Annotated in this window: 10 protein-coding genes; 2 read left to right on the forward strand and 8 right to left on the reverse strand. The window is 69.2% G+C overall.

Annotated features, from left to right (window positions below; translation table 11 throughout):
• Positions 1–29: 29 nt before the first annotated feature.
• On the forward strand, positions 30–1,289 hold the full coding sequence (locus AMYBE_RS0127575) for a hypothetical protein (RefSeq protein ID WP_020662634.1): 1,260 nt from the start codon (positions 30–32) through the stop codon (positions 1,287–1,289).
• A 149-nt stretch (positions 1,290–1,438) separates the two neighbouring features.
• On the opposite strand, the gene AMYBE_RS0127580 is transcribed toward AMYBE_RS0127575, so the two are convergent.
• The 3 genes from AMYBE_RS0127580 to AMYBE_RS0127590 form a co-directional block, all read right to left on the reverse strand.
• Entirely contained in the window at positions 1,439–3,031 is a 1,593-nt protein-coding gene (locus AMYBE_RS0127580; protein ID WP_027928074.1) for a M4 family metallopeptidase, read from the reverse strand.
• Positions 3,032–3,262: 231 nt separating this feature from the next.
• Positions 3,263–4,477 (reverse strand): MFS transporter, encoded by a 1,215-nt coding sequence (locus AMYBE_RS0127585; RefSeq protein ID WP_020662636.1) that lies wholly within the window; start codon positions 4,475–4,477, stop codon positions 3,263–3,265.
• A gap of 496 nt (positions 4,478–4,973) precedes the next feature.
• Positions 4,974–6,065, reverse strand: coding sequence for an adenosine deaminase (locus tag AMYBE_RS0127590; RefSeq protein WP_020662637.1), 1,092 nt, complete (start codon positions 6,063–6,065; stop codon positions 4,974–4,976).
• A 212-nt stretch (positions 6,066–6,277) separates the two neighbouring features.
• Here AMYBE_RS0127590 and AMYBE_RS0127595 point away from each other — a divergent pair, with 212 nt between their 5' ends.
• Positions 6,278–7,369, forward strand: coding sequence for a coiled-coil domain-containing protein (locus AMYBE_RS0127595; protein WP_020662638.1), 1,092 nt, complete (start codon positions 6,278–6,280; stop codon positions 7,367–7,369).
• Positions 7,370–7,488: 119 nt separating this feature from the next.
• Here the strand turns inward: AMYBE_RS0127595 and AMYBE_RS0127600 are convergent, their stop codons facing one another.
• From AMYBE_RS0127600 to AMYBE_RS0127620, 5 genes are read right to left on the reverse strand one after another with little or no spacing between them, the layout of a single operon-like run.
• Positions 7,489–8,763, reverse strand: a complete 1,275-nt coding sequence (locus tag AMYBE_RS0127600; RefSeq protein WP_020662639.1) for a thymidine phosphorylase — start codon at positions 8,761–8,763, stop codon at positions 7,489–7,491.
• The gene (locus AMYBE_RS0127605) at positions 8,760–9,149 is read right to left on the reverse strand and encodes a cytidine deaminase (RefSeq protein ID WP_020662640.1); all 390 of its coding nucleotides are present in this window, start codon (positions 9,147–9,149) and stop codon (positions 8,760–8,762) included. Before AMYBE_RS0127605 ends, AMYBE_RS0127600 begins: the two co-directional genes overlap by 4 nt.
• A complete protein-coding gene (locus tag AMYBE_RS0127610) occupies positions 9,149–10,387 on the reverse strand; it encodes an ABC transporter permease (protein WP_154676632.1) in 1,239 nt (412 codons plus the stop codon). Before AMYBE_RS0127610 ends, AMYBE_RS0127605 begins: the two co-directional genes overlap by 1 nt.
• A 35-nt stretch (positions 10,388–10,422) precedes the next feature.
• On the reverse strand, positions 10,423–11,520 hold the full coding sequence (locus tag AMYBE_RS0127615) for an ABC transporter permease (protein WP_020662642.1): 1,098 nt from the start codon (positions 11,518–11,520) through the stop codon (positions 10,423–10,425).
• Positions 11,517–13,088 carry an ABC transporter ATP-binding protein gene (locus AMYBE_RS0127620; protein WP_020662643.1) on the reverse strand — a complete coding sequence of 524 codons (1,572 nt, stop codon included), beginning with the start codon at positions 13,086–13,088 and terminating at the stop codon, positions 11,517–11,519. Before AMYBE_RS0127620 ends, AMYBE_RS0127615 begins: the two co-directional genes overlap by 4 nt.
• Positions 13,089–13,139 lie beyond the last annotated feature (51 nt).

A 13,139-nucleotide genomic window follows, 5' to 3' on the forward strand; every position in this document is an offset into this window, starting at 1 on the left:
CACGGGCGGTACTCGCGGAGGATTCGGCAATGGCACAGGACATCATCCCGATCGAGCTCGGGCTGCCGCAGGGCGACGTAGTCACCCTCTGGGCCCCCCGGTGGCGGGAAGACGGCGAGGAGTGGGAAGCGTTCCTCGGCGACGAGGACGACCTGTACGCCTTCCCGGACGCCGCCCACCTGGCCGCCTTCGTGCGCACCTCCGAGCAGCACGACCTGCTCGACCACCCGGCGTGGGACGCGGTGCCCGCGCTGAACGTCCCGGAGCTGATCCCGGACGACGACCACTCCTACGACCTGGTCGGCGTGCCCGAACTGGTCGCCGAGGAGCCGGACTCGTGGACGATCGGCGAGCTGGCCGAGATCGTCGGCATCGTCCGTTCGCTCGCCGACGTGTGCGAGCTGGACGAGGTGCACGAGGTGCTCGACGCGTACGAGGGCTTCTCGCTGCTGGAGCAGGGCCGGCTGCCGTTCACCGGCCGTGAGGGCGAAGCGCTCTGGAACGACCTGTCCAAGGCCGTCTCGGAGAAGTGGGACACCATCCTGGACGCGATCGACAATCTGGTCACGGTGCCGGAGGTCGACGCGGCCGTGCTGGAGCAGACCGCCGAGGAGCTGGCCGCGTTCCACGAGGAGTCCGCCGAGGCCGAGGCCGGCGAGCAGGACGGCGGTCCGGAAGACCTCGAAGCCGTCGACGCCGAGGACGCGGAGGACGACGCCGAGGACGAGCCGGTGGGCTTCTGGGGCGAGGTCGGCATCGACCCGATCAAGATCGTCACCTCCGGCGCGGAGTACTACACGCTGCGCTGCTACCTCGACGACAAGCCGGTGTTCCTCGGCAACGACGGCGAGATCGACGTGTTCAGCTCGCCGAAGGCGCTGCTGAAGGCGATCAAGGACGGCGACGAGCTGGCCGACACCGACCTGGCCGAGGTGTCCACCTGGGAAGAGGTCCTGGAGAAGGCGAACGCGGGCGAGCTGGAGATCGAGGTCGACGCGGACAACACCTACGTGTTCCCCGGCCTGGACGACGACATCGCCGAAGGCCCGGAGTCGATCGACCCGACCCAGCTGGAGCTGGCCGTCGAGCTGATCACCGACGCCGCCGACTGGTCCGGCGACGACACCGTGGAGGCCGCGCTGGCGGCCAACGAGAGCCTCGGCTGGCTGGTGTCCTTCGTGCTGCGGCCGGACCCGAGCCGGCTCGAGCCGAGCGCGCCGTTCGACGCGGAGCAGAGCGCGTGGCGCAAGCTGGTGGAGGACTTCGAGAACCGCCTGACGGTGGTCTGAACCTTCTAGGGCACGTCGAAGACGCGCTCCGCCGGCCCGCCGCGAAGTACCCCAGGTCCGTGAAGGGCCCCTTGAGGGAATCTGATTCCCTCAAGGGGCCCTTCACGGACTTTCTCGGACTTTCTCGGACTTTCTCGGACTTTCTCGGATCAGCGCGGAGCGCCTACCCGCGGTCCGGTCGAAGCGACCGAGCCGCATGTCGGGTCACCCGGCTGCGCCGGAACGCTCACCGCGTCCCAGGCCGCCTTCACCGTGTTGAACTCGGTGCAGCTGTTGGGGAACAGGCTCTTCGCCGCGGTCAGCGTCCAGGTGCGGTAGCTCAGGTACGAGCTGTTGCTGTTCTTCAACAGCATCGCGTTGTAGAAGATCTGCACCGCCGACTTCACGCCGAGCCCGGTGACCGTCGAGTTGTTGCAGGTCGGGCTGACCGGCTGGCCGTTGGTCGGGTTGGTGCCCTCGGCGACCAGGTAGAACCAGTGGTTGCCCGGACCCGCCGCGGCGTGCACCTCGGTGTTCGGGATCGTGTCGTCGTAGCAGTTCTTGTGGCCCAGCTGGGACGGGTCGTACATGTTGCGGATCGGCCCGCTCCCGACCAGGTTCACCTGGTTGCCCACCAGGAAGTCCGGTGCCGCGTACGGCGCGGACTCGCCCGCGAACCATTCCGTCGACGCACCGAAGACGTCCGCGACGAACTCCTGAGTGCCGGCGCCGGACAGGCTGCCCGGGGTGTGGTCGTCGATGCCGTGCCCGTGCTCGTGCGCGATCACGTCGATCGCGCCGATCCACTGGCCCGCCGTGTTGTCGCCGACCTGGACCTGGGAACCGTCGTAGTAGGCGTTCTGGTCATTGAGCCCGACCCGGATCGGCCAACCGCCGCCGTTGCCGTCGAAGCTGTTGCGTCCCAACCACTGCGACAGCATCTTGTTCTCTTGCTGAACGCCGTACAGCGCGTCCACGCAGCCGGTTTCGCGGTTGGTCTCGTCGCCGTTGCCCCAGCTGTCGCTGGACTTGGTGAAGGTGGTGTTCGTGTCGGCGTCCTGGCAGCTGACGTTCGTCAGGTTCGGGTCGGTCATCGAGTAGGTGCCGTCACCGTTGTTGGTGGTGTCGATGTGCAGCGGCTCCGGGCCATTCCACACGCCCTGCGCGTCCCCGTAGGCGACCCGCTCGCGGGTGTGCAGCACCTTGCCGGTCAGCGCGTCGACGACGACGTCCAGTTTGCTCGGTCCCTCGGCATTACGGCCGGTCACCTGGGTTTGCCAAGCCAGCGCCGGCGTACCCGCCGCGTAAGCGACGAGCCGCGCCGGGCTCACCTTGTCCACAGTGGAGACCTGGCCGCGGGCGATCTTTTCCGCCTGGCTCGCGGTGAGCTTCGGCGCGGTGCTGGCCAGATGGATTTCGGACTTCTGCGCGACCGAAGTGGAGACCACCTTGCCCGCGGAGTTGGTGGCCACGACGAAATCGCCGCCGACCACCGGCAAGCCCTTGTAGGTGCGGTCGTAGGGCACGTACTTCAGCCCGTTGACCGACGAAATTACTTGGTGTTGCTGGAAAACGTCCTCCGGGCTGGCGTGCAGCGCGGCCGGCCGCGAGGCGACCAGCGCCTGCGCGGCGTTGGCGGCCATCGCCTCGGCGGTCTGCGGGTTCTGCGGATCGAGCGGTTGTGCCTGTGCGGCCGCTGCGGTGGTGACGGCCGCGGCCAGCACCCCCGCGGAAAGCAGCACGAGCGGTCGGCGCAATCTCATCGGTGGCGTTCTCCTCCGGGCAGGCTGAACCAGGCCCGGGACACGGGCCGATTCGGCGGTGGAATGGGTTCGAACCCCACCTAGAGTCAGGTTTTTGCCAACCTTGAACAACCGACGAAGGTCGCTAAGTCGTCAACTTCGCACGCCGAGACGGGAGGAATGCGACGAGGTGATCAATGCCGCAGATAGCGGGTCAATTCGGCGGTATCGGATGCCGCGAGCGGACCGGCGCTACGCCTTGTCCGTCTCCGCCCGCACCGGCACCAAACCGATTGCCAGCACCGGGAAAATCGCCGCCACGCAATAGGCGAGCGCGTACCGGCTGTCGCCGATCACCAAGCCCAGCAACGGAGGCGTCAGTGACGCGGCGACGTTCTGCGCGGTGTTCTGCGTCCCCATCGCGCGACCGGACCATGCCACTCCGGCCATCTCCGCCGACGCGGTGAAGCCGAGACCGTTGTCCGCCACCGTGATCACCGCGGCCAGCACCAGCGCGGCCAGCACCAGCCACAGCCACGTCACGTCGCCTAGCGCGACCAGCAGCATCACGACCGCGCTGGCGACCGCGAGCTGCCGCATCGGCCGCAACCGGCTGCCGACCCGGTCCGACCAGTAGCCTGACGCCAGCCTCCCGAGCGCACCGAGCACCTGTGCGACCGCGACGAACACCCCCGCCTGCGCGGCGGTCCACTGATGCTGCGACACCAGATACACCGGCGCGAACGCCGATACCGCGAACTGCGGCACCACGAGCAGCGCGCTCGCCGCGTGAACGCGCCACAGCCCAGCCTTCCGGTACGGTGACGGCGGCCGCTGCCCCTTCGCCGCCCGCGGCGGCCGCGGCGGATCGACGACGAACACCGCCACCAGCAACGACACGACGATCGCGAGCCCGGCCGGCAGCACCACCGCCGCCTGAAAACCCCAGTGCGCCGCGAGCGGCGGCAACCCGAGCGCCGCCACCCCGACTCCCAGCGGCTGCGCGGTCTGCCGGATGCCCATCGCGACACCGCGCTCGGATTTCGCGAACCAGCCCATGACGACCCGGCCGCTCGCCGCGTTCACCGAAGCCGTGCACGCACCAGCGACAAGGAACACCCCAAAGAGAAGTCCGACCGGGTGATGCCACAGCGCGGCATACACGAGGAGTAACCCTGAAATGCCGAGGCCCAGCGCCATGATGAGCCGCTCTCCGTAACGGTCCGCAGCCGCGCCCCAGGCGATAAGGGTCAACAGGAGACCGATGCTCGGGGCCGCGACCACGGTGCCCGCTTCCGCGAGCGTGAGGTGATCGGCGGCGCGCATCGCGGGGACGAGGAAAGGGAGTCCATAGAGGAAAGAGCAGCTGGCGGTCTGCGCGGCGAGGCCAAGGGCAAGGATCAGCCACCGCCGCGAGCTGTTTTTCCGCACCTGCTCCCCGGTCTCTAGCTGCGCCACCTTGGTCACCGTCTCATATTGTGGGAGTTACGTCTTATATGGTGAACGATAGTTGGCGACGCTAACGACCGCAACCGCCTTTGGAATCGGCCCGGCGGAATCGGCCGCCGACCAAGAGCAGGCCTCGCCTGGTGCTGTCGTGACGACTGGGCGGCCAGCGACCAGTGTGCCGGTCTGTCCGTGAAGGGCCCCTTGAGGGAATCCAAGTCCCTTAAGGAGCCCCCTACGGACAGCCCACCCGTTCGGCGTGCACGCGACCGGAGACAAGCTAAGTCGGCCCGCTCAGCGACACTGGGCTCCGGTCACCGGAACCGATATCTGGCGACCAGCGCAACCCCTGCCCGGAATCGGCAGCCGACCCCGCTTCCCGGGCCGGTCCCCGTCCCCGGGCACCCGCCTCACCAGCAAGATCAGCGGCCCTCCCGCCGCGGCCGGACAGCCAGCGGCCGCGAGCCCCTCCCCGGAGCCCGGGAGAACCACCCGCCAAGCCCGGACCGCGGCGGATTCAGGCCAGCTCCGCGTACCCCGGTTTGACCACGTTCTCGATGAGGTCGATCCGCTCGTCGAAATCGAGGAACGCGGATTTCATCGCGTTGACGGTGAACCGCTGGAAGTCGTCCATGCCGAAGCCGAACGCCTCGGCCAGCGCGGCGAATTCACTGGTCATCGTGCATCCGCTCATCAGCCGGTTGTCGGTGTTGACGGTGACCCGGAAGCGCAGCCGGGCGAGCAGGCCGATCGGGTGCTGCGCCAGTGACGGCACGGTTCCGGTCTGCACGTTGGACGTCGGGCAGATCTCGAGAGGGATCCGGCGGTCCCGGACGTAGGCCGCCAACCGTCCAAGGTGGACGTTTCCGTCGGCGTCGGTGCGGATGTCCTCGGCGATCCGGACGCCGTGGCCGAGCCGTTCCGCGCCGCAGTACTGGATTGCTTCGGCGATCGACGGGAGTCCGAACGCTTCGCCGGCATGAATAGTGAAATGTGCATTGTTCCGGCGCAAATAGTCGAATGCGTCCAGATTGCGGGTGGGCGGAAAACCGTCCTCCGGACCGGCGATGTCGAACCCGGCCACGCCCTGGTCTCGGTAGCGCACCGCCAGCTCGGCGATCTCCAGCGCCCGCGCGTGCTGGCGCATCGCGCACAGCAGCGTCCGCACCCGGATCCGGCCGCCCGCGGCGGTCACTCTCCGAGTCCCTTCGGCGAAGCCCTCCTGCACCGCAAGGATCACCTCATCGAGGGATAGCCCGCGCTCCACGAACAACTCCGGCGCGTACCGCAGCTCCGCGTAGACGACCCCGTCCGCGGACAGGTCTTCCACCGCTTCGGCGGCGACCCTGACCAGCGCATCCTCGGTCTGCATGACACCACACGTATGGGCGAACGTCTGGAGATACGAGACCAGCGAACCGGAGTCCGCGGCGGCGCGGAACCAGCGGCCGAGCTCCGCCGGATCGGCCGAGGGAAGGTCCCGGTAGCCGAGATCGTCGGCGAGTTCGGCGACCGTACGCGGGCGCAAGCCGCCGTCGAGGTGATCGTGGAGCAGGACCTTGGGCACGCTGCGCAGGATCTCCGCGCTCAGCGGGGTTACGTCCGACATGCCCCCAACGGTAGCCTCGCTGTCATTCCCCTACCTGGCCGTAACCGAGCGCCCCGGAACAACCCTCCGCTCAGCACGGTGCGCAAGGAATCGGCCATCCGGGTGGCGCAGGCGTTATCCGCGTTCCCCGGGGGCCATACGCACAGCAATTTTCTTCATCGATAAGCTCCGGTCAGTCCCTTCCATTTCCCCGCCGACGAAGGACACCGCAAGTGACCACTGATAACCACATTGCCGCTCCGTCCTTCGACCGGATGCGCAACATGCTGGTGCGCGCGGCCGAAGTGCGTGAGAGCGAGCAGCAGCAGATCTTCGACGCGCTGGACGACATCTACGCGCGGCTCGCCCCGGTGGACTCCCTGGGCGCGGTGCGCAAGCGGCTGTCCGAGCTGCCGGACCGCACCGAGGTGGGTGTGCTGGCGGAGCGCCTCGACGAGGCGATGACCCGGCTGGAGTCGCAGGACACCGCGATCGCCGCGCTCACGCACGCGGTGGAGAGCATCGTCGACAAGCTGGCGAAGCCGTTCGCACAGCTCGACGGACGACTGGACGGCGTCGCGGCCCGGTTCGAGGGCGTCGCGGGCCGGATGGACGGGCTCGAGGACAAGCTGCAGAACATCCACCGCCGGCTCGACGAGCTGGGCGGTCACCTGGACAAGCAGGACGCGAAGCTGGAGTCGCTGCCGCAGGCCACCCAGGGCCCGGTGCGCGAACGGATCGAGCTGGCCGAAGCCTCGCTGCGCGAGCGGATCGAGACCACTGACCACGAACTGCGCTCCCGTGTCGACGAGCTGGACCGCGCGACCAAGGAGCGGATCGCCTCCGCGACGGACGCGCTGAAGAACGCGGTCTCCGACAGCGGCGAGCTGCACGACCCGTCCACCCAGCTGGACTCGGTCGGCACGAAGCTGGAGACGATCACCCAGCGCCTGGACGACCTGTCCGGCCGCATCGACAAGGTCGAAGACGACGTCACCGGCCGCCTCGGCGACCTGGACGGCTCGCTGCGCAGCGGACTGTCGAAGGTCGAGGGCACGCTTTCCCAGCAGCCGGACACCGACTCGGTGGAGTCGCTGGTGCGGCGGAGCAACGACGAGTCGGTCCGCCGGATCGGCGGTCAGCTGGACGAGGCCATGGCCACCTTCGCCGAGCTGATGCTCGGCGGCGGCCCGGCGGTGCAGCAGATCGCTCCCCCGCCGCCGGCGCCCCGCCAGCCGCGTCGCACCTCGCGCAACGGCCGCGCGCCGAAGGCCGCGGACGGCAAGGCGAAGACCGGCGGCGAGTCGGAAGAAGCGACCGAGTGACCTCTTGAGACGACGAAGCCCCCGCCCTGAGTTGGGACGGGGGCTTCGTCGTGTCGGAGAACTTTCCGTGAAGGGAACATTCAGGGACTCTGAGTCCCTCAATGTTCCCTTCACGGCGTTCAGGGGCGGACGGCGTCCAGCACGATCCCCCGCGGAGCAGGTGCCTCCGTGCCTATCGCGAACCCGCCTTCCAGCGCTGCCAACGCGGCCGGCACCGCCTCTGGGGTGTCCGTGTGCAGTTCCAGCAACGGCTCGCCGGCCACCACCGCATCACCAGGCTTGGCATGGCACAGAATCCCCGCCGCGGCCTGCACCGGGTCTTCCTTGCGTGCCCGGCCCGCCCCGAGCCGCCATGCCGCGATGCCCACGGCGTAGGCGTCCAGCGACGTCAGCACGCCCGAAGCAGGCGCGGGCACCATGTGCACATGGGCTGGCCGCGGCAACGGCGCGGAGGGGTCCCCGCCCTGTGCGGCGATCATCCGCGACCACACCTCGTAGGCCTCGCCCGAAGCCAGCAGCGCCGCCGGATCCGTCGAAATGCCTGCCAGCGCAAGCATTTCCCGAGCCAGTGCCACCGTCAGCTCGACGACATCCGCCGGACCGCCGCCGCGCAGGACCTCGACTGCCTCGGCGACCTCCACCGCGTTGCCGACCGCGCGGCCGAGCGGCGTGCCCATGTCGGTGATCAGCGCGGTACAGGCGACGCCGTGCGCCGTGCCGATGTCCACCAGCGTGCGCGCCAGCAGCCGCGCGTCGGCGACCGTCTTCATGAACGCACCGGAGCCGGCCTTCACGTCCAGCACCAAGCCCGAAGCGCCTTCGGCGATCTTCTTGCTCATGATCGAGCTGGCGATCAGCGGCACCGACTCGACCGTCGAGGTGACATCTCGCAGCGCGTAGAGCTTCTTGTCCGCCGGGGCCAGTCCCTCGGTCGCCGCGCAGACCACCGCGCCGACCGAGTTCAGCTGGGCGGCGATCTCGTCCAGCGAGAGCGCCGCGCGCCAGCCGGGGATCGACTCCAGTTTGTCCAGCGTCCCGCCGGTGTGGCCGAGGCCCCGGCCGGACAGCTGTGGCACCGCGGCACCGCACGCGGCGACCAGCGGAGCCAGCGGCAAGGTGATCTTGTCGCCGACGCCGCCGGTGGAGTGCTTGTCGACGGTCGGGCGCGCGACGTCCAGCGACAGCCGCGAGCCCGAGTCGATCATCGCGCCGGTCCAGCGCGCGATCTCGCCGTCGTCCATGCCGCGCAGGAAAATCGCCATGGCCAGGGCGGCCATCTGCTCTTCCGCGACCACGCCGCGGGTGTACGCGTCGACGACCCAGTCGATCTGCTCGTCGCTGAGCCGCCCGCCGTCCCGCTTGGTCCGGATGACGTCCACCGCCGCGAAACTCACGGCAGGTCCTCCGGCCCGAACGCGTCCGGCAGCACCTCGGACATCGGCAGCACCCCGCGCGGAGTGTCGACCAGGCACGAGGAACCGCCGAGCTCGAACAGGATCTGGCGGCACCGGCCGCACGGCATGAGCAGTTCGCCCGCGCCGCTGCGGCAGGCCACCGCGACCAGCCGGCCACCGCCCGACAGTCGCAGCTGGCCAGCCATCGTGCACTCGGCACACAGGCCGAGGCCGTACGACGCGTTCTCCACATTGCAGCCGGTCACCTGACGGCCGTCGTCCACAATGGCCGCTACCCCGACGTGCAGGCCCGAGTAAGGCGCGTAAGCGTGCGCGGCAGCCGAGACCGCCGACGCCCGCAGCGCTTCCCAGTCCACTTCGGACATCAGTCGCCCTCTCCTCGACGATACTGCGCGCCGTCCGCGCGCGGCGGCCGAAGCCGTTGCGACGCGACCGCCAGCACGATCAGCGTCACGAAGTGTGCGGTGTAGGGGATCAAGTCGCTCGGCAGCGTGTCGTTGGCCCAGTAGATCGCGTACAGGATCCCGGCACCGACGACGCCGAGACCGGCCGCGATCCACTGCTTCCGGAACAGCTGCACGATCACGATGATCGCCAGCAGGATGACCGCGCCGTACAGCAGCGCCAGCACCGCGTCGCCGCCGCCGGCCAGCTGCAGGCCGTCCGAGTAACCGAACAGCGCGGCGCCACCGAGCAGCCCGCCCGGCCGCCAGTTGCCGAAGATCATCGCAGCCAGGCCGATGTACCCGCGGCCGTTGGTCTGGTTCTCCAAATAGTCCGCGCCGCCCTTGAGCAGCACCAGCGACGCGCCGCCCATGCCGGCGAACCCGCCGGAGATCAGCACGCCGACGTACTTGTAGCGGTACACGTTCACGCCGAGCGATTCCGCCGCCACCGGGTTCTCGCCGCAGGACCGCAGCCGCAGGCCGAACCGGGTGCGCCAGAGGATCCAGAAGCTGGCCGGCACCAGCAGGATCGCGATCATGGTCAGCGGCGCGACGCCGGTGACCAGGCCGCGCAGGATGCCCGCGACGTCGGAGATGCCGACCCGCTGCTGGTTCTCCAACGAGCCCAGCCAGTCCGACAGCCCGGCCGCCGAATAGGTGTCGAACTTCGGCACCGGCGGCGACTGGCGCGGGTTGCCCGAGATCGGATCGAAGATCAACTTCGCCAGGTACTTCGTGACGCCGAGACCGAGCAGGTTGATCGCGACACCGGAAACGATGTGGTTGACGTTGAACGTCACCGTCGCCACCGCGTGCAGCAGCCCGCCCAGCGCGCCGAACGCGATCGCGGCCAGCAGGCCGACCCACGCACCGCCGTAGTACGCGCCCCAGGCCGCGCCCCAGGTCCCGAGGATCATCATGCCCTCGAGCCCGATGTTCACGACGCCGGCGCGTTCGGCCCACAGCCCGCCGAGCGCGCACAACAGGATCGGCAGCGCCAGCCGCAGCGCGGTGGACGCGGTATTGCTCGACGTCAGCGCCGAGGCGCCGGTGGCGTAGGACGCGGTCGACATGACCGCGATCGCGACGACCGCCCAGATCACCCCGCGCAGCCAGCCTGGGATCCGCTGCCGCTTGCGCCGCACCGGCATCGGCATGCCGCCGTCGCCGGGCTTGGCCAGTTCCGTGGTGGTCACACCGCACCGCCTTCCGCGACCGAGGAACCCTTGCGGCCGTTGCCGGCGAGCGCCCGGCCCACCCTGCGCTGTTCCGCGGCGAGGTCGGCCCGGCGCACGATCTCGTACGCCACGACGACCGAGAGCACGATGATGCCCTGCATGATCGTCGCGATCTCCTTGGACACGTTGATCTGCTCCAGCGACACCGCGGAGGTGTCCAGGAACGCCCACAGCAGCGCGCCGAACGCGATGCCGCCAGGGTGGTTGCGGCCCAGCAGCGCGACCGCGATGCCGGTGAAGCCGTACATCTGGGTCGAGGTGATGCCGTAGCTGTAGTCGCGGCCGAGCAGCTCCGGCATCGCGACCAGGCCGGCCACCGCGCCGGAAAGCAGCATCGCGATGAGCGTCATCTTCTTGGCGCTCACGCCGCCGGCCGCCGCGGCGGTGGCCGATTCGCCGCTGGCCTTCAGCTCGAAGCCGAACCGCGTGCGGTTCAGCATGAACCAGTACGCCGCGCCGATCACGATCGCGATGAACACGAAGCCGAACAGCGTGCCGGAGCCGATCGGGATGCCCGGGATCCGGCCGGACGGCGCGATCACCCTGGTTCCCACGTTGTTGCCGGTCTGCACGCCGAACTGGTTGGCGTTGACGAGGAACGCGATGATGCCGGCGACGATCGAGTTCAGCATGATGGTCGAGATGACCTCGCTGACCCCGCGGGTCACCTTCAGCACCGCCGGGATCGTCGCGTACAGCGCGCCGGAAACGATGGCCACCAGCAGGATCACGACGGTGTGCAGGACCGGCGGCAACTGCAGCGCGCCGCCGATGATCGCGGCGATCACCGCGGCGAACCGGTACTGGCCTTCGACGCCGATGTTGAACAGGTTCATCTGGAAGCCGATGGCCACCGCGAGCCCGGACAGGTAGTACACCGTCGCCAGGTTCACGGTGTCGACCGCGGTGGAACCCTTGAACAGCTGGCCGATCATCGTCCCGTACGCCTGCAGCGGGTCGGCGCCGGAGATGACGAGCGCGATCGCCGAAAGGACAACTGCGAACGCGATCGCGAGCAGAGGCGGCAGCAGCCGCGTGCGCCACGAACTCATGAGTCTTCACCTGCTTGATCGTCAGCGCCGGTCATGGCGGAACCGAGTTCCTGCGGGGTGACGGTGGCCGGGTTCGCCTCGCTCACGAGCCGCCCGCGCAGCATCACGCGAATGGTGTCGGACAGCCCGATCAGCTCGTCGAGGTCCGCGGAGATCAACAGCACCGCGAGGCCGTCGGCACGCGCCTGGCGGATCTGCTCCCAGATCAGCGCTTGCGCCCCGACGTCGACCCCGCGGGTCGGGTGCGAAGCGATCAGCAGCGCCGGGCTGCCGGACAGCTCCCGGCCGACGATCAGCTTCTGCTGGTTGCCGCCGGACAGCGCGGCGGCCGGCACGTCGATGCCGGGCGTGCGCACGTCGTACTCGCGCACGATCCGTTCGGTGTCCTCGCGCGCGCCGGCGATGTCGAGCAATTGCCCGCGCGACACCGGTTTCCGGGTCTGGTAGCCGAGGATCCGGTTGACCCACAACGGCTGGGTGAGCAGCAGGCTGTGCCGGGTGCGGTCCTCGGCGATGTAGCCGATGCCCGCCTCGCGCCGGGCCAGCGTGCCCAGCTTGACCAGGTCGTGCTTCTGCCCGTCCGGCGGCGTCAGCTCGATGTGCCCGCCGCTGGCCTTGCGCATCCCCATGATGGTCTCGACCAGTTCGGTCTGGCCGTTGCCCTCGACGCCGGCGATGCCGAGCACCTCGCCCGCGTGCACGGTGAAGGAAATGTCGTCCAGCACGTTGCGCTCGGACCCGTCGGCGGCCAGCCGCAGGTCGCGCACCTCCAGCACGGCACGATCGGTGACCGTCGACTCCCGGGTCTCCGGGCTCGGCAGTTCGGAGCCGACCATCATCTCGGCCAGTTCGCGGCTGGTGATCTTCTTCGGGTCCGCGGTGCCGACAGTGGTGCCGCGCCGGATCACGGTGACCGTGTCGGCGATCGCGCGCACCTCGTCGAGCTTGTGCGAGATGAAAAGGAAGGTGTACCCGTCGGCCTGCATCTCGCGGACCGTGGCGAACAGCGCGTCCACCTCCTGCGGCACCAGCACCGCGGTCGGCTCGTCGAGAATGATGATCTTCGCGCCGCGGTAGAGCACCTTGACGATCTCGACCCGCTGGCGGTCGGCGACGCCGAGCTCCTCCAGCAGCGTGTCCGGCTTCGCGTGCAGCCCGGTCCGCTTGGCCAGCTCCGCGAGCCGCGCCCGCGCCGCGCGGCCGATGCCGTGCAGCGCCTCCGCGCCGAGGAACACGTTCTCCGCGACGGTGAGGTTGTCGGCGAGCATGAAGTGCTGGTGCACCATGCCGATCCCGGCGCGGATGGCGTCCTGCGGGTTGCGCAGTTTCACCTCGGCCCCGTTGATCGCGATCGCGCCCTCGTCGGGCTGCTGCATCCCGTACAGGATCTTCATCAGGGTCGATTTGCCCGCGCCGTTTTCACCGCACAATGCGTGCACCTCGCCCGCGGCGACGGTGAGGTTGACGTCGGAGTTCGCGACCACGCCAGGGAACCGCTTGGTGATCCCGGTCAGCTGGACGGCCGGTACGCCCCGGTCGGGGACGGCTTCGGCCTCGGTCTCGCTCATGGGAGGGAACATCCCGTTCTGTCGAAACGCGTGAGGGGCCCGGAAGGAAGA

This window comes from Amycolatopsis benzoatilytica AK 16/65 (genome assembly GCF_000383915.1).
GTDB lineage: Bacteria > Actinomycetota > Actinomycetes > Mycobacteriales > Pseudonocardiaceae > Amycolatopsis > Amycolatopsis benzoatilytica.

What these genes read in the sequence shown, in the direction of transcription:
- AMYBE_RS0127605 (WP_020662640.1), bottom strand. Translation starts at nt 9,149, where the DNA reads ATGTCCGAAGTGGACTGGGAAGCGCTGCGGGCGTCGGCGGTCTCGGCT.
- AMYBE_RS0127610 (WP_154676632.1), bottom strand. Translation starts at nt 10,387, where the DNA reads ATGCCGATGCCGGTGCGGCGCAAGCGGCAGCGGATCCCAGGCTGGCTG.
- AMYBE_RS0127575 (WP_020662634.1), top strand. Translation starts at nt 30, where the DNA reads ATGGCACAGGACATCATCCCGATCGAGCTCGGGCTGCCGCAGGGCGAC.
- AMYBE_RS0127620 (WP_020662643.1), bottom strand. Translation starts at nt 13,088, where the DNA reads ATGAGCGAGACCGAGGCCGAAGCCGTCCCCGACCGGGGCGTACCGGCC.
- AMYBE_RS0127590 (WP_020662637.1), bottom strand. Translation starts at nt 6,065, where the DNA reads ATGTCGGACGTAACCCCGCTGAGCGCGGAGATCCTGCGCAGCGTGCCC.
- AMYBE_RS0127580 (WP_027928074.1), bottom strand. Translation starts at nt 3,031, where the DNA reads ATGAGATTGCGCCGACCGCTCGTGCTGCTTTCCGCGGGGGTGCTGGCC.
- AMYBE_RS0127615 (WP_020662642.1), bottom strand. Translation starts at nt 11,520, where the DNA reads ATGAGTTCGTGGCGCACGCGGCTGCTGCCGCCTCTGCTCGCGATCGCG.